21 protein-coding genes are annotated in these 21858 nt (G+C 60.3%); 14 read left to right on the forward strand and 7 right to left on the reverse strand.

All coding sequences use genetic code 11. The annotated features are described in order from the left end of the window. The first annotated feature begins 40 nt into the window (after positions 1–40). The 4 genes from lpdA (at position 41) to APZ15_RS37920 (ending at position 5596) form a co-directional block, all read left to right on the forward strand. Positions 41–1828, forward strand: coding sequence for a dihydrolipoyl dehydrogenase (gene lpdA / locus APZ15_RS37905; protein ID WP_011548537.1), 1788 nt, complete (start codon positions 41–43; stop codon positions 1826–1828). Positions 1829–2076: 248 nt separating this feature from the next. Further along, the gene (locus APZ15_RS37910) at positions 2077–2586 is read left to right on the forward strand and encodes an Lrp/AsnC family transcriptional regulator (protein WP_011661374.1); all 510 of its coding nucleotides are present in this window, start codon (positions 2077–2079) and stop codon (positions 2584–2586) included. 22 nt (positions 2587–2608) lie between these two features. Continuing rightward, entirely contained in the window at positions 2609–3757 is a 1149-nt protein-coding gene (ribB, locus tag APZ15_RS37915) for a 3,4-dihydroxy-2-butanone-4-phosphate synthase (RefSeq protein ID WP_027791968.1), read from the forward strand. A 201-nt stretch (positions 3758–3958) separates the two neighbouring features. Continuing rightward, positions 3959–5596, forward strand: a complete 1638-nt coding sequence (locus tag APZ15_RS37920) for an acyl-CoA synthetase (protein ID WP_011548534.1) — start codon at positions 3959–3961, stop codon at positions 5594–5596. Positions 5597–5633: 37 nt separating this feature from the next. Here the strand turns inward: APZ15_RS37920 and APZ15_RS37925 are convergent, their stop codons facing one another. Continuing rightward, positions 5634–6455, reverse strand: coding sequence for an AraC family transcriptional regulator (locus tag APZ15_RS37925; RefSeq protein WP_011694458.1), 822 nt, complete (start codon positions 6453–6455; stop codon positions 5634–5636). Between the two features lie 218 nt (positions 6456–6673). Here APZ15_RS37925 and APZ15_RS37930 point away from each other — a divergent pair, with 218 nt between their 5' ends. From APZ15_RS37930 to APZ15_RS40545, 10 genes are all read left to right on the forward strand, one after another. Continuing rightward, positions 6674–7438, forward strand: a complete 765-nt coding sequence (locus APZ15_RS37930) for an enoyl-CoA hydratase/isomerase family protein (RefSeq protein ID WP_011548532.1) — start codon at positions 6674–6676, stop codon at positions 7436–7438. Positions 7439–7440: 2 nt separating this feature from the next. Then, entirely contained in the window at positions 7441–8220 is a 780-nt protein-coding gene (locus tag APZ15_RS37935; RefSeq protein ID WP_011548531.1) for a creatininase family protein, read from the forward strand. Positions 8221–8510: 290 nt separating this feature from the next. Next, positions 8511–9665 (forward strand): LLM class flavin-dependent oxidoreductase, encoded by a 1155-nt coding sequence (locus APZ15_RS37940; protein WP_011548530.1) that lies wholly within the window; start codon positions 8511–8513, stop codon positions 9663–9665. Positions 9666–9669: 4 nt separating this feature from the next. Further along, positions 9670–10458: an enoyl-CoA hydratase/isomerase family protein gene (locus APZ15_RS37945; RefSeq protein WP_011548529.1), complete on the forward strand. Its 789-nt coding sequence runs from the start codon at positions 9670–9672 to the stop codon at positions 10456–10458. Beyond that, the gene (locus APZ15_RS37950) at positions 10455–12362 is read left to right on the forward strand and encodes an AMP-dependent synthetase/ligase (protein ID WP_011548528.1); all 1908 of its coding nucleotides are present in this window, start codon (positions 10455–10457) and stop codon (positions 12360–12362) included. Before APZ15_RS37945 ends, APZ15_RS37950 begins: the two co-directional genes overlap by 4 nt. A gap of 90 nt (positions 12363–12452) precedes the next feature. Further along, positions 12453–13034, forward strand: a complete 582-nt coding sequence (locus APZ15_RS37955; protein ID WP_011548527.1) for a flavin reductase — start codon at positions 12453–12455, stop codon at positions 13032–13034. 436 nt (positions 13035–13470) lie between these two features. Further along, a complete protein-coding gene (locus tag APZ15_RS37960; protein WP_027791966.1) occupies positions 13471–15087 on the forward strand; it encodes a Mu transposase C-terminal domain-containing protein in 1617 nt (538 codons plus the stop codon). 9 nt (positions 15088–15096) lie between these two features. Beyond that, positions 15097–15966, forward strand: coding sequence for a TniB family NTP-binding protein (locus APZ15_RS37965; RefSeq protein ID WP_011548525.1), 870 nt, complete (start codon positions 15097–15099; stop codon positions 15964–15966). Next, positions 15959–16471 carry a TniQ family protein gene (locus tag APZ15_RS40540; protein ID WP_011548524.1) on the forward strand — a complete coding sequence of 171 codons (513 nt, stop codon included), beginning with the start codon at positions 15959–15961 and terminating at the stop codon, positions 16469–16471. Before APZ15_RS37965 ends, APZ15_RS40540 begins: the two co-directional genes overlap by 8 nt. 8 nt (positions 16472–16479) lie before the next feature. Beyond that, on the forward strand, positions 16480–16821 hold the full coding sequence (locus APZ15_RS40545) for a hypothetical protein (RefSeq protein WP_011548523.1): 342 nt from the start codon (positions 16480–16482) through the stop codon (positions 16819–16821). A gap of 86 nt (positions 16822–16907) precedes the next feature. Here APZ15_RS40545 and APZ15_RS37970 read toward each other — a convergent pair whose 3' ends face one another. From APZ15_RS37970 to APZ15_RS37995, 6 genes are all read right to left on the reverse strand, one after another. Continuing rightward, entirely contained in the window at positions 16908–17126 is a 219-nt protein-coding gene (locus APZ15_RS37970) for a tautomerase family protein (protein ID WP_011548522.1), read from the reverse strand. A gap of 58 nt (positions 17127–17184) precedes the next feature. Then, complete coding sequence (locus tag APZ15_RS37975; RefSeq protein ID WP_011548521.1) at positions 17185–18393, reverse strand: MalY/PatB family protein; 1209 nt, start codon at positions 18391–18393, stop codon at positions 17185–17187. Between the two features lie 380 nt (positions 18394–18773). Then, the gene (locus APZ15_RS37980) at positions 18774–19880 is read right to left on the reverse strand and encodes an alkene reductase (protein WP_027791965.1); all 1107 of its coding nucleotides are present in this window, start codon (positions 19878–19880) and stop codon (positions 18774–18776) included. Between the two features lie 151 nt (positions 19881–20031). Beyond that, positions 20032–20712 (reverse strand): DsbA family oxidoreductase, encoded by a 681-nt coding sequence (locus APZ15_RS37985; protein WP_011548519.1) that lies wholly within the window; start codon positions 20710–20712, stop codon positions 20032–20034. Positions 20713–20781: 69 nt separating this feature from the next. Continuing rightward, positions 20782–21123: a carboxymuconolactone decarboxylase family protein gene (locus APZ15_RS40550; protein WP_011548518.1), complete on the reverse strand. Its 342-nt coding sequence runs from the start codon at positions 21121–21123 to the stop codon at positions 20782–20784. Between the two features lie 126 nt (positions 21124–21249). Further along, positions 21250–21813, reverse strand: a complete 564-nt coding sequence (locus tag APZ15_RS37995; protein WP_011548517.1) for a TetR/AcrR family transcriptional regulator — start codon at positions 21811–21813, stop codon at positions 21250–21252. Positions 21814–21858: the final 45 nt, after the last annotated feature.

Below are 21858 nucleotides of genomic sequence, written 5' to 3' on the forward strand. Positions count from 1 at the left end.
TCCATTCCCTCTCTCCGTAGCCAACAAGAAGGGGACGTACATGAGTCTCATCGAAGTCAAAGTTCCAGATATCAGCGATTTCAACGGCATCGATGTCATCGAAGTCAACATCAAACCCGGCGACGTGATCGAAAAAGAGCAAACGCTCCTCACGCTCGAATCCGATAAGGCATCCATGGAAGTGCCCAGCCACATCGCAGGCACCATCAAGGAAATCAAAGTCAAAGCCGGCGACAAAGTCTCCCAAGGCACCGTGATCGCACTCGTCGAAGCGTCCGCAAACGCCACCGCACCGGCGAAAGCACCAGAGCCCGCCAAGCCCGTCGCGGCCGCGGCACCGGCTGCGGCTCCGGCACAGGCCGCAGCCGCAGCCGCTGCCGCTCCGGCGCCGCAAGCCGGCAGCTACGGCGGCTCAGCCGACATCGAGTGCGACATGCTCGTGCTCGGCGCCGGCCCCGGCGGCTACTCGGCCGCGTTCCGCGCCGCCGACCTCGGCATGAAGACGGTGCTCATCGAACGCTATTCGACACTCGGCGGCGTATGCCTGAACGTCGGCTGCATCCCGTCGAAAGCGCTGCTGCACACGGCGCTGGTCGTCGAGGAAGCCGCAGCGCTCGCGTCGCACGGCATCACGTTCGGCAAGCCCCAAGTCGACCTCGACAAGCTGCGCGACTTCAAGGGCGGCGTCGTCAAGAAGCTGACCAGCGGCCTCGCCGGCATGGCGAGGGCGCGCAAGGTCGAAGTCGTGACCGGCATCGGCGCATTCGTCGACCCGTTCCACATGGAAGTGCAGGGCGACAACGGCAAGAAGATCGTCAAGTTCAAGCAGGCCATCATCGCCGCCGGCTCTCAAGCAGTGAAGCTGCCGTTCATGCCGGAAGACCCGCGCGTCGTCGATTCGACCGGTGCACTCGAGCTGCGCCAGCTGCCCAAGCGGATGCTCGTGATCGGCGGCGGCATCATCGGCCTCGAAATGGCGACGGTGTACTCGACGCTCGGCGCCGAGATCGACGTCGTCGAAATGATGGACGGCCTGATGATGGGCGCCGACCGCGATCTCGTGAAGGTCTGGGAAAAGTTCAACGCGAAGCGCTTCGGCAACGTGATGCTGAAGACCAAGACGGTCGGCGCGGAAGCGAAGGAAGACGGTATCTACGTGAAGTTCGAAGGCGAGAAGGCACCCGCGGAAGCGCAGCGCTACGACCTTGTGCTCGTCGCGGTAGGCCGCAGCCCGAACGGCAAGAAGATCGGCGCGGACAAGGCGGGCGTCGCGGTCACCGAGCGCGGCTTCATCGACGTCGACAAGCAGATGCGCACGAACGTGCCGCACATCTTCGCGATCGGCGATATCGTCGGCCAGCCGATGCTCGCGCACAAGGCCGTGCATGAAGGCCACGTCGCAGCCGAAGCCGCGCACGGCGAAAAGGCGTACTTCGACGCGCTGCAGATTCCGTCGGTGGCATACACCGATCCGGAAGTGGCATGGGCCGGCAAGACGGAAGATCAGTGCAAGGCCGAAGGCATCAAGTACGGCGAGGCGGTGTTCCCGTGGGCCGCATCGGGCCGCGCGATCGCGAACGGCCGCGACGAAGGCTTCACGAAGCTGATCTTCGACGAGGAAACTCATCGCGTGATCGGCGGCGGCATCGTGGGCCTGAACGCGGGCGACCTGATCAGCGAAGTGTGTCTCGCAGTCGAAATGGGCGCGGACGCCGAAGACATCGGCAAGACGATTCACCCGCACCCGACGCTCGGCGAATCGGTCGGCATGGCCGCCGAATTGTATGAAGGCGTCTGCACGGACTTGCCGCCGCCCAGAAAGGCCTGATCGCCATCTCGGCTTGCGTGTCGCAAGTATGACGAGTTGCGGGTTTTCCCGAGCGTGCGGCGACAATGACCGTTTTTGGTGATAACTCGACTTTTTATCAGAATTTTCCGCGGAGCTGCCAGGCATAAACTTGTTCATCAGGTGATGTTGTTCGAATGCCTGCTGGAGCGGAAATCGATGTTCTGCCGCGCAAGCGAGCGTTCGAACTTCAGGGCACCGGAGCCTTGTGCAAAGAGGAGACGCGGGCTATGAACGTTGCGCTGGACAGGATAGACCTTAGCATCCTGAGTGAACTTCAGGAGGACTCAAGTTTGACGAATCTCGAACTGGCGGCTCGAGTCAACCTGTCGCCCTCTCCCTGTCTCGTCAGGGTCAGAAATCTGGAGCGTCTCGGTGTAATCAGCCGACGCGTCGCCGTGCTCAATGCGTCCCTGCTCGGCCTGGGCATCATGGCCATCGTCGAGATCAGTCTGGAGCGGCAGGGCATGCAGGCGCGGGAGAGTTTTGCCGACACGGTCAGAGGCATCACCGAAGTCATGGACTGCTTCATGATGACCGGGCAAACCGACTATCTGCTGCGGGTGGTGGCGAGAGATCTCGTCGAACTCGAACACATCATCACGCACAAGCTGACGTCGCTTCCCGGTGTGGCCAGCGTTCGCTCGAACGTCGTCCTGAAACGGCTTGCCAACAAGACGACGCTTCCCATCGACAAGACGCGGCCTATCCAGATTCATGGACTGGCGCAGGCGTCGTGATCACATCGCGTAAGGTGCTCTCATGAGTAACGCAATGTCCGCCGGCCGGCCGGCAGATTCGCGCGCCGACATCGCAACGGCGTTGGAGATTATCGAAGAAGCGCGCGCCGGGCGGATGTTCATTCTGGTCGACGACGAGGACCGTGAGAACGAAGGCGACCTCGTCATTCCCGCGCAATTCGCCACGCCCGACGCCGTCAACTTCATGGCGACGCATGCGCGCGGCTTGATCTGTCTCGCGATGACTCGCTCGCGCTGCGAATCGCTGGGTTTGCATTTGATGAGCCGAATCAACGGTTCGCGGCACGAGACGGCCTTCACGGTGTCGATCGAGGCGCGTGACGGTGTGAGCACCGGCATCTCGGCGGCCGACCGCTCCCGCACGATTTCGCTGGCGATCAATCCGGAAACGGGGCGAGACGAGCTCGTTTCTCCCGGACACGTCTTTCCGCTCATGGCGCGCGACGGCGGCACGCTCGTGCGCGCGGGCCACACCGAGGCGGCGGTAGATATCGCCCGGCTGGCCGGGCTCGCACCGGCCGGTGCGATCTGCGAAATCATGAACGACGACGGCACCATGGCGAGGCTGCCGGACCTCATCGCCTTTTCACGGCGGCATCAGCTGAAGCTGGGCACGATCGCCGATCTCATCGCGTATCGCCGACGAACGGAACGGCTCGTCGAGGCCGTTGAACACGGGAGCTTCACCGAGCCGAATGGACGGCATTGGCGGATCGTGGTCTACCGGAACCGGATCGATCAGGTCGAGCATATCGCCTTCGTCATGGGCGATCTACGGGGCGCCGACCCCGTTCTCGTGCTCATGCATGCGATGGATACCATGAACGACGTCATCGGCGGTCACCACCTCGCGTCCCTGCGCGGCGCGGCGCGTTTGCTGGAGAACGAGAATCGCGGCGTCATCGTGGTGATCCGCGAATCCCGCCCGACGGCCGTGTCCGAGCGGGTGCGTGCCATGATGCATCCCAAGCCTGCCGAGCCGGAACTGCGCGATTACGGAATAGGCGCGCAAATTCTCACCGAACTCGGCGTGAAGAACATGATCCTGCTCTCCAATCATGAAAGAACGATCGTGGGCCTGGAGGGCTACGGTTTGAACATGGTCGAGCAGAGAAAAATAGAGCGAATTCACGACGATCAGGAAGTTTGACGCCATCCGGTCGCGCCGCCGTGCCGATGCAGAAATCGGGTCGTCCCGTTCCGATCGCGGGAGCGTTGTTCCGGATGAAGTCGTGACGCTCATCGCAGGGCGTTTCGTGACCATAAAAGCAACTGGAGGAGAGATGAGACACGCAGAAAACCCCGACATCGTCGGCGCGCGCGCGAGCGCCGTGGCCGCGGGGCGGCCCGCATGAAAACGACGGCGGAAAATCCCTATACGATCGGACTCGAGCGCGACCCGGCGAACTTCATTGCCTTGTCGCCGCTGACGTTTCTCGAACGCGCCGCGTCCGTCTGGCCGGAGCGCACGGCCATCGTGCACGGCACGATACGCCGCGACTGGGCCGAAACCTACCGGCGGTGCCGGATGCTCGCCGGCGCGCTGCGCGGGCGCGGCATCGGCAACGGCGATACGGTGGCGATGATCGCGGCCAATACGCCCGAACTGTTCGAGGCACATTTCGGTGTACCGCTTTGCGGCGCTGTCCTGAACACCATCAACACACGGCTCGATGCCGACACGATCGCGTTCATTCTCGGCCACGGCGACGCGAAGCTGCTGATCACCGACCGCGAATTCTCCTCGACGGTGAAGAAGGCCCTGGCACGGCTCGGCCGCGCCATTCAGGTCATCGACATCGACGACCCACAGTTCGGAGAAGGCGATCTGCTCGGCGAAAAAGACTACGAGGCGTTGCTGCAGGAGGCCGCGCACACAGAATTTTCTGTCGCGATGCCGGAAGACGAATGGCAGGCCATATCGCTGAACTACACATCCGGCACGACGGGCAATCCCAAGGGCGTCGTGTATCACCATCGCGGCGCATATCTGAACGCAGTATCGAACGCACTATCGTGGCATCTGGACGAGGACACGACCTATCTATGGACCTTGCCGATGTTTCACTGCAATGGCTGGTGCTTTCCGTGGACCATGGCGTTGGTGGCCGGCACCAGTGTTTTTCTGCGCCATACGCGGGCCGAGCGGATTCTCGCCGCCATCCGCACCGAGGCGGTCACGCATTTTTGTGCGGCGTCCGTAGTGTTGAACATGATCAATAACGCCGCGCCGGAGCTGAAAGCCGGCATCCGTCATGGAGTCAAGGTCATGACCGGCGGTGCGCCGCCGCCCGCTTCGGTGATCGCCGGCATGGAGCGCATGGGCTGGGACGTGACGCACGCCTACGGGTTGACCGAGTCCTATGGGCCGGTCGTGCAATGCGTGTGGCGCGACTCGTGGAATGCACTCGATCTCGATGCGAAAGCGCGGCTCAAGGCCCGCCAGGGAGTGCGCGGCCCCGCTCTCGAGGCAGTGATGGTAGCCAGCCCCGATACGCTGGAGCCTGTTCCAAAAGACGGGCAAACGCTCGGCGAGGTATTTCTGCGCGGCAACAACGTGATGAAGGGCTACCTGAAGAATTCGGACGCCACCGTGGAGGCATTTTCCGGCGGGTGGTTTCACACGGGCGATCTCGCGGTATGGCATCCCGATGGCTACCTGGAAATCAAGGATCGCTCGAAGGACATCATCATCTCGGGAGGCGAAAACATTTCGTCGATCGAGATCGAGGACATACTGTATTCCCATCCCGCCGTTCTGGAGGCGGCAATCGTCGCGCGTCCCGACGACAAGTGGGGCGAGACACCTTGTGCTTTCATCGCGCTCAAAGACGATTCGGCGGTGACCGAAGCGGACATCATCGCGTTTTGCCGCGAGCGGCTGGCACATTTCAAGGTGCCCAAGACCATCGTGTTCTCGCCGCTGCCGAAGACAGCGACCGGCAAGATCCAGAAGTTCCACTTGAGGGAGCGGGCGCGCCAGCTGTGAAAGGGGCGGCGGCGTAGCGCCAGCCGCCGCGTTTCGATCAGCGCGAGGACGCCTCCTTCTGGTCCACGCGAAACTTGCCGGGACTTTGTCCCATGGTCTTCTTGAACATGGTGATGAACGAGTTCGGACCTTCATAGCCGAGCTCGAGCGCCACTGCGTGAACCGACGCGCCTGCCGACAATCGCTGAAGCGCAATGATGATATGCAGACGCTCGCGCCAGCGCCCGAAGGTCATGCCGGTTTCGCTGCGTACCAGCCGCGCGAGCGTACGTTCGCTCATCGCATATCGGCGCCCCCATTCCGCGATCGTGCTGCGGTCGGCGGGGTTGTCGAGCAACGCCGAAGCGATCTGTTGAAGCCGGGGATTGTCGGAGATCGGGAGAAAGACGTCGTCGGGCGCCAGCAGCGCGAGCTGATCCAGCAGCACTCTGGCGAGCCGGCCCACCGGGCCGTCCTTCGGATAGTCGGGCGGAAACCTGGCCAGTGAACGGATCAACTCGCGGATGAGCGGCGTGATCGTAAAGCTGCGGCAGTCGGTGGGCAGGCCGGCCTCGTCGGGCGGAATGAAGATGACGTACAGCTTGGCGAAATCGGAAGCATGATTGCTGTGCGGAATGCCGCCCGGAATCCACACCGCGCCGTTGGGCGGGACGATCCACCATCCGCTCGGCGATCGGCACATGACCGACCCGCTCAATGCGACGACCAATTGCCCCTTGCGATGAACGTGCATCGGCAGCTCATCCTCTTTTCCGCTCGTCTCCAGGAGAACGGAAATGACCGGCAAATCGACGGAGTCCGGATCGAACGGCTGATAGTTGATCTTCACCGGGTCTGTCATGGCTCGCGAAGCGGACATGCCGATTTCAGGATTGTTGGGTTCCACGGTTCACTCGCTTTCTGCGCCTGCCTGGCCTCGGTGAATTCATGTATCGCCGCCCTCGGTGCAACATACGGTGGGCCATCCGACTGACGCGATTTTAATCCGCCGAATCAACGATGGCGCCGGCAAATCAAAATTAAATTTGGCCCCGTCGGACCTACACTGACTCGATGTAAATTCACGAGACATCAGGTATGAAAACCGACGAATTGATTTGCACACGGATCGACGCGGACGTCGTGCAACTGACGATCGACCGGCCGCCGGCGAACGCACTGAACGAACCGCTCATCACCGCATTGATGTCCGTCTTCCGCGACTTCGCTCGACACGACGTGCCACCCGGCATCGTGTTCACCGGGGCGGGAGAGAAGTTCTTTTGTGCCGGCGGCGATATCAATGAAGTGGCGGACCATGAGCTCGCCCTGTCGCGCATGGAAGCGTTCCACGCGTTCCTGGCGCAACTCGAGCAGTATCCGAGCCCGCTCGTGTGCGCGGTCAACGGCTATGCAGTGGGTGCCGGATTCGAAATGGCGCTGCATGCGGACTACGTCGTCGCGTCCGCTGAATCCCGGCTAGGATTTCCCGAGATCAATCACGGCCTGTTGCCCGCGGCAAAAGGCATGCGCCACGCAGCGGCCCTGCTGGGTCGGCGTGCCGCGCGTTCGCTGCTTTTCTCCGGTGAACTGATCACGGCCGGAGAAGCGTTGGCGATAGGCGCGGTGGACGCGATCTCCGCGCACGATGAAACGCTGAGAGACGCGCTGGCCAAATGCCGCGCGCTTTGCGCCAAAGATCGCCAGCTGTTCGCCGCCATCAAGCGAACGCTGCGCGAGAGTCCACGGATGAACGACGAAGCTCTGCTGCAGATGACGCTCGATGACCTGCGTGGATATCTCGGCAACGCGCGGACCGCGGACGCAAGATCCAGATTTCTGAACCGCAATAAGAAGGCCTGATCGTGAGCAATCTCAAACTGCCGGAAACGCTGCATCTTGCGCGCATGACGTATGAGGGCGTGGCGGCCGCATTGGCCACGCAGTTCGATCGCGTCATCATTCCTTGCGGCGCAATCGAGCAGCACGGCCCCCATCTGCCGCTGAGCATGGATGCCGATCATGCTGACGCGCTGGCCGTGGAAATCGCCACGTTGCTGGGGCGAACCCTGATCGCGCCGACGATACGAGTGGGATGCTCGAAGCACCACATGGCCTTCCCGGGCACGATCTCGTTGCAGGAGCACACGTATGCCGCGCTCTGCCACGATTACTGCGTGAGCCTCGCGGCACATGGATTCAAGTGCATCTATCTGTTCTCGGCGCATGTCGGTAACTTCAATGCCCTTCATGCGATGTTGCCGGAATTGCGACAGGCCGTCGGGCCAGACGTCCAGGTGCTTGCCTATACGGATCATCAGGCGTGGCTGCGCGAATGGCGACTGGCCGTCGAGGAAGCCGGCGGCGATCCGGAATCCGTGGGCGGACACGCAGACATCGCCGAAACCTCCCTGATGATCCACCTTGATCCGGACAGTGTGCGACTCGCTCGACTCACGGCCGGCCACGTGGGCGCCATGACGACCGAGCAATTGAACCGGATGTGGAAGGAAGGCGTGGCGTCGATCTCCCGAAACGGCGTGCTGGGCGATGCGCGAGGATCGTCACGCGAGATCGGCGAGGCCTGTTTGCGTGCGACCGCGAGGCTTCTCGCGTCGGCATTTGCGGCCGAATCGTCGACCTAGAAAAAGACGGAGAGCCGGCAGCATGATCTGCCGGTATCGGCAAGGTTGCGGCATGAAAAGAATAAAAAATGCTGCGGGATGTGCGGCAATATTTATTCACGGAAACAAAAGAGACATCAAGGCAGAAAAGGCATCCGGATGGATGAGTATCGCTATCCAATCTGGATGGGCTGTTTCTAAATCAAGTTAAACGACGATGTTAATTGGTTGGCGGCGTGACACTGCCCGAACCTCGGCAGCCGTTCGCGCGCGCCGTGAATTTTCGAATTACGACTGTCAAGGAAAAGAAAATGCCATTGAAATTCGGTTTTTGGTCCGAGCAGGAGACGCAGGTCGGGCATAGCTACTCGAACAGGCTTCGCGAGCTGGTTCGCGAAGCGCGCTTCGCCGAGCAAATGGGTTTCGACTTTGTTGCGTTGTCGGAGCAGCACTTTGCGCTTGGCGGCGTGTCGAGTTCGGCGCCTGAAGTGGTGTTCGGTTATCTCGCGGCCGTCACTTCGCGAATCAAGCTGCGTCCTGCCGTGGCGCTGATGCCGAAGGCCATCAATCACGCGCTGCGTACCGCGGAACGGCTGGCGGCCACCGACATCCTCTCCGAAGGCCGGATGGAGATGTATTGCGGGCGCGCGAACACGACGATCGCAATGCGCGCGTTCAACGTATCGCCGGAGGAAACCCTGCCGCAAATGGAAGAGGGCATGGCGCTGTTGCGCAAAGCGATGCGTGAGGACGTGTTCACCTTCGAGGGAAAGTATTACCAGGTGCCGCCCCGGTCGCTCGTGCCGAAGCCGTTGCAAAAACCGTATCCCGTCCTCGGCGTTGCAGCCACCAGTGCGAACAGCCATGCCTGGGCCGGCTCGGAAGGTCTCGCGGTGATGAGCCATGCGATTTATCAGGGATGGGAGAAACAGAAGGGGCTGCTGGACACCTACTGGAACAGCTGGAAGCGCGATGAGACCGGGCCGTTGCACAAGCCGCGCGCCGGCATGCCGATCTTCATCGGTATCGGCAAGACCGACCAGGAAGCGAAGGACATTTACGCCGGCGCGATCATGAACTATGCGCGCATCTCGACCGATGCGTATCCGCGGCTCGCCAAACTCGCCGACAACTACGCATACATGGCCGAAAGCGTGCCCGCGATGCAGCGCGCCGCCGAAGATTGGGACTACCTGCTGAACGAATCCGCCACCACGGTGTGCGGAAGCCCCGATACCGTCATCCGTCAGTTGGAGCAATACGAGAAGCTCGGAATCGACGAGGTGCTGCTGCATATCGACTCGGTGCCGCACGAGCAGATCATGTCGACGATCGACATGGTGGGCCGTTACGTGATTCCGCATTTCAACGATCGCAACAATATCGTCCGCCCGACCGACGAGTTGCTCGAGAAGATTCGCGCCATGCGTCCGCAGGCCGCCAACCCGAAGCAAAGTCAAGGATGAACCTATGAATACGTCTTCGCGCTATCAGTATCTGAATGTCGAACAACGGTCCTCCGGTGTCGCGATCGTTACGATGAATCGCCCGGAAATCCTGAACGCCATCAATTGGGACATGCACGACGAACTCGAACGGGTATTCGTCGAGCTGGATCACGACAAAGCGGTCAAGGCGATCGTGTTGACCGGCGCCGGTCGCGGGTTCTGCTCGGGCGGCGACCAGAAGTCGATCGACAACGGCAATATCCCGTCGGCGACGCGTGGTGGCCGTCACCTCATAAGAAACATGCTGGAGGTCGAGGTGCCGATCGTGGCGGCGGTCAATGGCGTGGCCGTGGGCCTGGGCGCGACGCTCGCGCTGTTCTGCGACATGATTTATGCGAGCCCGACCGCACGGTTCGCCGATACGCACGTCAATGCCGGTGTCGTCGCGGGCGACGGCGGTGCGGTGATCTGGCCGCTTCTGCTCGGGCCGGTCCGCGCGCGGCACTATCTGATGACGGGCGACTTCGTCAGCGCGGAGGAAGCGCTGACGATGGGGATGATCAACAAGATCGTCGAAAGCGACAAGCTGCTGGAGGCGGCGATCGATTACGCGGAACTGCTCGCGAGCGGCCCGCGCGACGCGATCGTCTGGACGAAGTACTGCGTCAACAAGCTCGTCAAGCAGAATGCCCATCTGCTTCTCGACACGTCGATCGCTCTGGAGACGATCACGTTCAATTCCCCCGAGCGCCGCGAAGCGGTGGCTTCGTTTACCGAAAGGCGCAAGCGCTTTGGAGACAACTGGAAATGAGCGCGGCACCGTGGACTTCCGGCAATCAATTCGCGACCACCACCATTCCGGCCTTGCTGATCGAGCGCGTGAAGAACGACGCCGACGCAAACGCGTTCTTTCAGAGGCGTGCCGGAGCGTGGGTGCCCACCACCTGGAAGGGCTATGCGAACGCAGTCTGTTCCGTATCCGCAGCCCTCGGCGCGGCCGGTGTCGCACGAGGCGATCGGATTGCCATCATGGGCGACGTATCGCAGGAGTGGCTGATTGCCGACATGGCGACGATCTGCTCGGGCGCGGTGACGGTAGGCGTCTATTTCACCGCGTCGGTCGAAGAGGTGCGCTACTACCTGGAGGATTCAGGGGCGACACTCGCTTTTGCCGGAAGTGCCGAACAGCTTCGGGTCATGAAAGCGGCCGATACGTCCAGCCGGCTCCTCAAGATCGTGGTGCTCGATCCGGACTGGAAGCGCTCGCCTGACGAAACCGGCATGAATGTCGTTTCACTCGCCGAGTTCGCGTCGCATTTTGACGGCGACGAAGTCGCTTATCTGCGTGAGCAGTCAGAGCTTGCGCGGCCGACGGACCTGGTGAGCCTGGGTTACACCTCGGGAACCACGGGGGCGCCGAAAGGCGCGATGCTGACGCACGTGTCGATGCTCGCGGGCGCGTTCACGTGGCCGACCTTCTGTCCGGCGATATTGTCCGAACCGCAGCGCATGGTGATCCATCTGCCGCTTTCGCACACGGTCGCGCGCATTCAGGCGACGACGCTGCCGTTGATCGCGAAGACGGTACCTTACTTCGTCGACGTGTCGGCCGATTTCGCGAAGTGCATTCAGGAAGTCAGACCGACGTCCTATATGGCGCCGCCGCGCTTCTATCAGAAGTTCGCGACCCAGATCATCAACCACGTGAACGGCAGCAGCGAAGCCGAGCGGAGAAACTACACGCTCGCGCTCGGCATCGCGCGGGAAGTGCTGGCCGATCGCCAGGATGCAGGCACGGGCGACCCGTTCAAGGAACAGCTCTACGCCATCTGCCGTGAGCACGTGTTCAAGCCGTTGCTGGCCAGAATCGGCTTCGACGATTTGCGCTATCCGTACACGGCCTCCGCTCCGGTGCCGCCCGAGGTCGTCACGCTGTTTCAGTTGTGGGGCGTCAACCTGAAAGAGAATTACGGGCAAACGGAGATGGTCGGCGGCAACCTCGCGCAGGTGACCGACTGGTCGAGGCCCGGCAACTCCGGCGTCCCGCTCGACGACCCCGCCTGGGAAACCCGCGTGTTGCCGGACGGCGAAATGATCGTTCGGGGGCCGGGGCTGTTCATCGGCTACTGGAACAAGGAAGCCGAAACGAAGGCCGCGCTGCGGGACGGCTGGCTGTACACCGGCGATATCGTCGACGTCGGCGCGGACGGGTCGTACAAGCTGATCGATCGAAAGAAGGAGCTCATCAATACGGCCGCCGGCAAATCGATCAGCCCGGTGCAGGTCGAAAACGAACTGCGCCAGAGTCCGTACATTACCGAGGCACTCGTGATCGGCGAAGGGCGCAAGTATCTGACGGCGTTGATCGAAGTCGACGGCACGCTCGCCATGGACTGGGCCAGGACGCACGACCCGTCGGTCACGCAGTACGCCGATCTGGCCAGTTCGCAGCCCGTTATCGACCTGATCCGTGAAGAAGTGGAAAAGGCAAATGCGAGGTTGGCGCGCGCGGAGCAGATCAAGGCGTTCAGGATATTCCCCGAGGAACTCACACCGGAAAACGGCGTGATGACCGCCACGCGCAAGAAACGCCGCAAGGCATTGATGGCACGCTACGCGCACATTATTGCCGGCCTTTACGACGATGCCGAAGAGCAGTTGATCAAGGAGCAGCTCGTCGGTTCAGGGACAGCAGCGTCCGTTCACCGGCAATAGGAATCGCCGGCAGCGCAATTGGCCACGAGAACCCGTCGACGGTGCGGCGTGGGTGATGAACGGTGCAACGCCACGGGTACTTCACCACGCATGCTTCATGCAAGGACCCGTGGCGCGCCGCCACGAAGCCGCACCGCCGTTCCGTCCACCGAGAGAGGTACCGCCGTGATAGCACTTTCCCCCGACCGCACGACCTTCCGCGAAGCCATGTCCCGTATCGGCGCAGCGGTGAATATCATCACCACCACGACACCTTCCGGCGATGTCGGCATGACGGTGTCCGCGGTGTGCTCCGTCACCGACGATCCTGCTACGGTGCTCGTTTGCATAGACCGGTCCAGCCGTCAATATGGACACTTCAGCAAGGCGGGCATCATCTGCGTCAACGTTCTTTCCCATGAGCACGAGATGCTTGCACCGATCTTCGCGGGCAAGGGCGATGTCCAGATGACCGAGCGCTTCACGTACGGCGAGTGGATCCGTCTCGTCACGGGTGCGCCGGTGCTGGCCACAGCGGCCGCGAGTCTCGACTGCACGGTGGACCGGAGCATCGACATCGGCACACATACGGTCTTTTTCTGCGCCGTGCAGGCGCTACATCTCGGCTCCGCGTGTACGGGCCTCGTCTATCACGGGCGCGCTTATCATCGGCTGCCGCAGCAGCATGCGTGACACGGCGCGGCCGTTCCCCAGCGACCACAAGGCCAGGCCGATTGTTGCCGTTCGAAGTTTCTGCTGACAGTGTCCGCCGATACTGCTGATGGGTGCGTTTGCGGTGGCGTAGTCAGCAAAGGACGAGAGCTACACCGGGACGATGGAAGTCGATGGTGGGCTGCCCCGGCGTTATACAAATAGCCGGTCTTCCGATGTAGAGCGATGACCTGGTGTAGGCGTTCATTATTAGCGCTAGCCGTGTTCAGAAACGTTGCTAGCGGAAATTCTCAAAGAAGCCTCGGCGAACAGGGACTTTTTGAAGCTTTCTGGCGGCTGCTTAGCCGTTGCGTTTCTGCAACGGAAACTTGGCCAATGTTCACTAACGTTGCTAGCACGTTGCACGTGTTCTTTAATACTGCTAGCGCACGTGTCGCGTGGATTGATAGGGATCCATATGGCTTCGATCGAAGAGCGGGCCGCTCGAGCAGCGAAGATTGCGTCCGTGCTTCGACCGCTTGGCAACGGCGTGCTTTCCCGACAGCAGGCTGAACGAGCAGCACAGCTATTAGGCGTTCACTGCACCACCGTATATCGCCTGCGTCGACGTTTCCTCGCAGATCCGGTCGCCAGCACATTAGAGCCAAGGCAGCCGGGTAGGGCGACCGGGGGCAGACTGGACGCCGCCGTCGAATGCGTCATCGACGAGGCCGTGCACGAATGGCTCCCTGATCAGCGACACCTTGCGCATCCTGCAACTGATCTTGTACTTGAGGTGAAACGTCGCTGCAGCGTTGCAGGTCTATCGCCTCCAAGCAGGTCAACAATTGCTCGACGGTGGCTCTCCTATCGCGAGCAGGATGCTTTGGCACGAGCTGCGCTCCCGAACGCTGCAGTTGCCCCTGGCACATTCCAGGTCCGACATCCGTTAGATATCGTGCAGGTTGATCACACGCAAGCGGACATCCTGCTCGTTAGCGAACTGGACGGACAGATTATCGGTCGACCGTGGCTGTCTGTGGCTCTCGACGTTGCTACGAGATGTGTGCTTGGCTTTTATGTCGCAATGGAGAGGCCGGGGGCTGCGACGGTAAGCTTGCTCCTCTCGCGCGTAGTTCTGCGCAAAGAGCCGTGGCTCGAAAGACTAGGCGTTGAGGCTGACTGGCCGATGCGCGGTATCCCTCGAACGCTGCATCTTGATAACGCGGCCGAATTCAAAAGCCGTGCCCTTCGCAGTGGATGCCGCGAGTACGGCATTGAACTGATGTACCGACCGGTGGGCAAGCCGCACTTTGGTGGCCACATCGAGCGGCTGAACAGGACCTTGATGGAGCGCGTACGTGGCCTCCCTGGTTCGACTGGATCGTCAGTCAAAGGGCGCAAGGCGCGCCAGGCCGAAAAGACAGCTTCGCTTACGTTGAAGCAGTTCGAGCAGTGGCTGGCTGTCGAGATCGGTAGGCGTTATCACTGCGGCCCCCACCGCGGTTTGTTGGGACTTCAGCCCGCGCAAAAGTGGCAGGAAACATGGCGAGCAGCGGATTCACGATGCTTGCCAGCTCAACCGGATGCCGAACTGAAGTTTCTGATCCGGTTCCTGCCAGTCGCATCCCGGACCATTCAGCGGGACGGCCTCAAGCTCTTCCTGATCCGCTATTGGCATCCCTTGTTCGCGGCATGGCGGGAAACACGCCGGTCCGTGACGGTCCGCTATCACCCAGAAGACCTCTCGCGCATCTTCGTAAGCGCTGGCAGAGGCAGTTTCGTTGAAGTGCGATACGCGGACTTGCGTCGGCCTCCCATCTCGCTGTTCGAACAGCGAGCAGCTTTGCGAGCTATCCGGGCTAGGGGACAACGGGCAGTATCGGAGAGGGAGATATTCGAGACTGTTGAGCAGCAGCGACAACTGGTCGTCACTTCCCAGCGGGCTACTCGAGCGCGACGCCGCATGGCACGTCAAGCTGGCGGTTTGGTTCCGAAGAGCAGCATCGAAGATCTCTCACTCACTGAACAGCGGCAGGTCGAGCAGGTAAACTACGACGCACCAGTTACCGCGTATGACGTTGAACAGTGGTAGGGGGCCAGCATGAAGCAAGATGATTTCGCGCATCTGCTACCCGCAGCAAGAGATCAGGTCCTACTCGGAAAAGAGGATCGCATAAAGAGTCTGCTACGTGACCGGTGGATCGACTATCCCCGAGCGACTGAAGCCTTACAGCTACTGCAGCGGCTCTATGACACGCCGAGACGTGAGCGCATGCCGTGTCTTCTGCTGCACGGCGACTCGAACATCGGGAAAACCAAGATAACGGCCAAGTTCAGGCGAGCGCACCCCAGCGAGTTCGACGAGAGAACCGGGGTAGAGCGGTGTCCGGTCGTGAGCGTACAGATGCCTCCCACCCCCGATCAGCACCGCTTTTACGCCGCCTTGCTCTTTGAGCTCGGTGCGCCACATAACCCCGCTGCAGGGCTTGCCACACTCGAGCGGCTCGCTCGCGACATCTTGCGGCGGATGTCGCCGCAGATGCTAATCGTAGACGAGGTCCATCACCTGCTCGCCGGAACCTACCGTGAGCAACGCGCCTCTTTGAACCTTCTAAAATACCGAGCCAACGACCTGCAGATTAGCATGGTCCTTGTCGGTACGCGCGATGCCGTTCTAGGGCTTCAGACCGATTCACAGATGATCAGCCGCTACAGACCATTCGAGATCCCAAGGTGGAGGGAAAGTGAAAGTCTTCGCAGGCTCATGGCTGCGTTCGAGAAAGTCTTGCCGCTACGAAAACCATCGAATCTGTCGCGACGTGAGATTGTCCAGCTCGTTCTCGAGATAAGCGGAGGGCTGACTGGCGCCATATCTACGATCCTCAACGAAGCAGCAGAGTTGGCGATCAGGAACGGTGACGAGTGCATCGATATCGCTCACCTAGAACGAGTTGCCCGCGCGTATGTCTGACACCCACCGGCCGTGGCCCATCGCACCTCGCCCCTTCCTGGAAGAGGCGTTTGGTAGCTGGTTGGGTCGAATCGCGGCGCGGTATCAGACGAGCGTAGACCTGATCTGGGAATCGGGCACAGGCGTAGCGATGCCTAGCCTGACCAAGGCCGGCTGGATCCTCTTTCCCCCAGTTCCATCCGCAACTCTGAGCCGTCTATCTCGCGTAGCGCGGCTCAACGATGGCATTCTGAGCATGATCCAGACGCCGCATGAGTGGGTCTTCGACCAGAAGTACTTGGTGTATTGCTTCAGATGTCTTGTTCTGAACGACGCCGATGTCACTGCATCACGGTGGAAGAGGGAGTGGCTCGATCCGTCAGCCGACTACTGCCGGGTGCACCACAGCCTGCTCGAGACTGTTCCGCAATCGATTTTCGCCAGAGCTCCGAATTTCGACGCCGCGCTGCGGGCGATATCACGTTATCGATGCCCACCGCTTAGGCTGAGCAAAACACTACGCTAGCAGTATTAGTGAACATTGCTAGCACTACTTTGGGCACGGCTAGCATTGATTGTGAACTGCTACACGAGCTGGCCGTGCCCGGCTTGCGCATCGGATTCAAATTCCGGTGGACCGCCCTCGGTGGTGGTGTAGCGACCGAGGCGAAAATCACGCAGCAAGCCCGCATGACGATCACGCCCGACCTGCCGCTGCCGTTTGACGCGCAAGCCGCCGCAAAGATCGGCGGATTGGTTATTGTGATCTCAGGCGCCTCTTGTCGTCATGCTCACTTTCGCACTGGGCGGCTGTTGAAATTCGGAGCGGTGACCTGGCCCACTCGATCAATCGCGCTGGCTGCGCGTTTTAGGTAGCATGCCGTGGAAGCAATGAAAAAGGGCTCCAACGGCATAAGCGATGGTCGCTTCACTGCCGCTGGAGCCCGTTCAGGGCCAGCCAGTTACTGGCCTGCGGCCAGTGCCTTAACCCTCTCGGTTGTTAGTGCGTTGCCGGCAATGCCCCAGTCACCGCTCTTTACTTCCTCAACGATAACCCAGGTAACGGGCCGCATGCTTTCGCCCTCGATCGACACCATGGCGTCGGTAAGGGTAGAAATGATCTTTTCCTTGTCGGCTGCGGAGAAAACGCCTTCGATGACTTTTACGTTAATGAGCGGCATAAGTGTTCCTTTGGTTCGTTTGAATTGATGCTGCTGTCTTGCCTTACGTCGGCTTGATTCAATGGTATTGCTTCACAATTGCATCTCGGATTCGTTCGAGGGACAGCCGAAGCTGCGCCCGCGGACACGCAAGATTGAGTCGCACTCTGCGGTCGCCGTTCTCGACGAACATCTCTCCGCCTTCCAGAACGACGCCTGATTTTTCAAGAAAGAAACGCGTGAGGTTGACTGAATCGTCGAAATAGGTCCGTAGGTCGATCCACGCCAGATAAGTCGCTTCCGGAACGCGAAATTTTGCTTTTGGCAAGTGATCGCTCAGAAAGTGTTGAGTCAGGGCGAAGTTCTCGTCCAGATACAGCCGCAGCGCATCCAACCACGGAGCGCCATCGCGGTACGCACCGATGGCGGCGGCGAGACTGAGCGGGTTCACGAACGGGTAGTGGCGCCGTTTCCATTCTGAGCGCAATTCCGGATCCGGGATGATGACGGTCGCGATCATCATTCCTGCCAGATTGAACGTCTTGCTAACGGCCATGCACGTGATGATGTCTGGGCTACCCGGGAACAACTTCGCCAACGGCGTGTGTGCATTTCCGGTTCTTAGCAAGTCGCAATGGATCTCGTCAGAAACAATCTTCACACCGTTTGCGATGCAGAGTTCACCCATTCGGCGCAGCTCGTCGCTTGTCCAGATCCGGCCGGTCGGATTGTGAGGGTGGCAGAGGAAAAAGAGCTTCACCGCCGGATCGCTAACTTTCGCTTCGAAGTCCTCAAAGTCGATCGAGTACTTGCCGTCGTCGGATGCGAGCATGCGTGACGTCACGAATTCGCGATCGCGCTGAAGCGCCGCGTGTTTGAAGTATCCATAGGCCGGCGTCAGACTAAGCACTTTGTCGCCGGGGCGGCACACATATTCTACGAGTGCGAAGAGGGCTGGTATGACGCCGAGTGAGACCTGCATTTCCTCGCGAGCGAAATGCCAGCTGTATCGTTGCGCACACCAGGAGTGGAAAGCCTGATAGAGCTGCTCGTCCAGGTCCGCCGTGTAGCCGAAGATGGGATGTTTGAGGCGCTCGGTAATGGCATCGATGGCGGCATCGGGGGCGGCGAATTGCATGTCGGCGACCCACATCGATATCAGCTCTTCTCTCGGCATCTCGAGTGCAAGTGCAGGTGCATCCGCTCCGAACAGATAATTCGCGAAACCTTCCTCCGCCATTGCATTTGTGTTGCGGCGGGAGATCGAGCGATCAAAGTTATAGCCCATACTGGATTCTCCATGTACGAAATCAAGCATTCAACGAGCCTCGCGCGATGCAGCTGTTGGTCTATCGCACCGACGGACGACGGCATATCCGCTTGACCTTTCGGTCCCATGACGCGCAACAGTTTCGAAGGCCTGCATTGACGTCGATGGGGAGTCTGAATGTGGCATGCAACCTGAGGCGACGCCTCGGCCGGTCCGGATCACGGTCGGCCGGCCAAGTTTCGCCAGATCTTCTGATGCTATTAAATGCCGATGGGAAGCACTTCGAACGACTTGGAAAAGTTGATTCGGAGACTTCCCATGCAAGCAGTCCGAGCCCGCCGTACCTCATCTCGCGTTCATGTCGGGGACCGGAATGATGCGTCGGCATTTCAGTCCGATTACGCGGTTTCCTGCTCGAAAGTCGGATAATCGGTGTAGCCCTTGGCACCAATGACGCCATAGAAGGTCGACCGATCGGGCTCCGTGAGCGGCCAACCGTTCTTCATCCGCTCCACCAAATCGGGATTGGAAATGAAGGCCGTGCCGAACGCGATCAGGTCAAGTTCTCCCTTCGCCAGTTCGGCTTCGGCGAGCTCCTGCGTGAAGCCGCCGGCGCCGATCAGCGTGCCTTGGTAGGCCTTGCGAAAGGCCGCACCAAAGCCATTCGGAGTACCTGCTGCAGAAATGGTCGTCTGATAGTTCAGGTGTACGAACGCCAGCTTCCGTTCGTTCAAGGCCGAGGCCATGCTCGCCCACGCATCCGCTTCCCCTTCGAAGGCCTCCATATCGTAGATGCGCCCGAACGGCGAGACCCGCACGCCCACCTTTTCACCGCCAATGGCGTCTGCCAGGGCGTCGATCGTCTCCAGCAAAAAGCGCTGACGATTAGCGATGGAACCGCCATATTGGTCGGTGCGGGTGTTCAGCGCGCTGCTCAGGAACTGGTCGAACAGGAAGGCATTGGCCGCCATCACTTCTACGCCGTCGAAGCCTGCGTCCATCGCCCGACGCGCGGATGCAACGAAGTCCTGAGTGACACGTTGCACTTCGTCCGTGGTCAGCGCACGCGGCACACTCGGGAGGACCGGGCCCTCCTTGCCGGGTTCTACCCACGCGTAGACCATGGTCGTGGTCGCCGGCACTTCGCCCGACGACACCGGAGCCGCATTGCCAGGCTGGATGGAAACGTGGGACAGCCGGCCAACGTGCCAGAGCTGGGCAAAGATTTTGCCGCCCTTTTTGTGCACGGCGTCGGTGACCTTCCGCCATCCTTCCGTCTGCTCGTCGGTGTACAGACCCGGCGTATACAGATAGCCTCGGCCCTCTTCGGACACCGGAAGACCTTCGGTGATGATCAAGCCGGCGGAAGCACGCTGCGCGTAGTAGAGCGCGGTGAGATCGTTGGGAATGTTATCGGGCGTACGCGTGCGCGTCATCGGTGCCATGACGACGCGGTTGGCGAGCTGCGTCCCGGAGAGATCGTAGGGCGTAAACAATTTACTCATCATGTTGCTCAAAATGTAGGTGCGCCAGGGCGCTGGTGAGTGTCGGGTTAAATGCGAAATGAAACGGATGGCTATCTAACAGCCGGGAATCTGCTTCACGCGCATTTCGGTCAGTCCGGAAAGAATCGATACCTTGTGAATGGGGGGCTGCCTAGTGAGCGCACCCGTCAATGCTGCAGCTCATGCCTCCGGTGTCTTCGCTTTCGTCCGGTACGTTCTCGGCGGAGTCGAACAACGCTTTTTCGAACACGGCAACTTCACGTGCGCCTGAGAGGTACGTTCGGTTGTTGAAGACAAACAGCGGAACGCCATTTGCGATTCGATTTGCCTCTGCTTCATCTCGCGCGATTTCGGACACCATCTCGCGATCGTCGAAGGAGAGCGACGCAGCAGAAATGCCGATGCTCTTCGCAAGGTCGATGAGCGCGGCTCTATCGAAGATGTCAATCCCGTCGGTCGTCGCGGCCCGGTAGATCGCTTCGATCATCCGTTGTTTGTCTTCGGACGTTTGGACACTTTTGACGAGTAGGTGCGCGTCGCTCGTATCGCCAAAGCGCATGGTCTCGAATCGGTAGTTCAGACCTTCCTGGGCTCCGGCCGAGCACACCGCATCCATCATTCTTTGCGCTGCTGTCGCGTTTCCGAACTTGGCATAAAGCGCGTCTGTAAAGCCGGTCGGAACCATGCCTCGCGCAAGACGGTAGGACTTGTGTGTCACGACCACGTCGACGTGCTGCGTCACGCCTTCTATCGCTTTTTCCAGGCGTCGTTTTGCGATCCAGCACCAGGGGCAGACAAAGTCCGACCACACTTCTACATTGACCCGCTTCATGTTTCATCCTCAGCTAGAAATTGCTGCCTCGTGGCGCTCCGCTCGCAGCGGTAGCGCCGGGTAGGACATTTACTCGCGACCGAGATGGTCCAGCGCGTCGAGGACATGAGTGCTATAGACCACAGCGGCGCCGGCATTGAGATTGATGGCGACACCAAGTGCTTCTGCGACTTCTTCCTTCGTCACACCGAGCTTGTTGGCTTCTGCCGCGTGAAAAGCGATGCAGCCGTCGCAGCGTGTTGTGACAGCGACTGCCAACGCAATCAGCTCTCGCGTCTTTGCGTCGAGATGATTTGTCTTGGCGCCGGCGGCACCGAGCAAACCAACGCCTTTGAGCGTGTCCGGGGTGTACCGTGCGAGTTCATGCACGCGACGGGTGACGGCGCCGATTGTTTCAGTCCAGTTTTCCATGGTTTTCTCCAAATAACAACCAACTAGTTGGTAGGGTAAATACTCAAATAAAAGAGCCATGTTCACGCGGAAAACGGCTCTGGCGCTGGGTGCAACGATGAATCGTTTGGGGAAGCGATCCCCTTTTTATGCTGCGGAGACGATGAGTCGAATGATGCCGCGGTCGAGCGTTTCGCCGTTCTTCATGGCCCACTCGACAAAGCTGGCTCCCTCTAGAACGCTCAATACCTGATACGCCTTCTGGCAGCTCCCCACACCGGCGGCGATCTCGCCGTCGCTGATGCCCTTGTCGATGACCCTGGTCAGCCAGCGCAGTTGCAGCTCGAAAAACCGGTGCGTGAGCTTCTGCAGTTCGGGCGGCAAAGCAGCCATCTCGGCGGCAAGCGCACCGCAGAGCGGGAGCAGGCTTCCATCACTGCTGGCGCGAAAGGTATCGAAAAATCCGTTCAAGCGGCCCCAGAAGTCCTCATTCTCGCGGTCGATTCGCTCGAACGCTTCCACCACTCTCGCGACATAGGCTTCCACAATCGCAACGCCCAGATCTTCCTTCGTCGGGAAGTGATGGTGAATGCTTGCCTTCCGGATGCCAACGGTTTCGGCCAGATCCGCATAACTGAAGGCGGCATAACCCCTCGAGCGCATCAGGCCTTCTGCAGCTTGAACCAACGCGTCGCGCGTACCTACTGCCATGCATCCTCCGGCACACTGCCATCTTCAATTGAACGAACCCAGCGA

Source organism: Burkholderia cepacia ATCC 25416, assembly GCF_001411495.1.
GTDB classification, from domain to species: domain Bacteria; phylum Pseudomonadota; class Gammaproteobacteria; order Burkholderiales; family Burkholderiaceae; genus Burkholderia; species Burkholderia cepacia.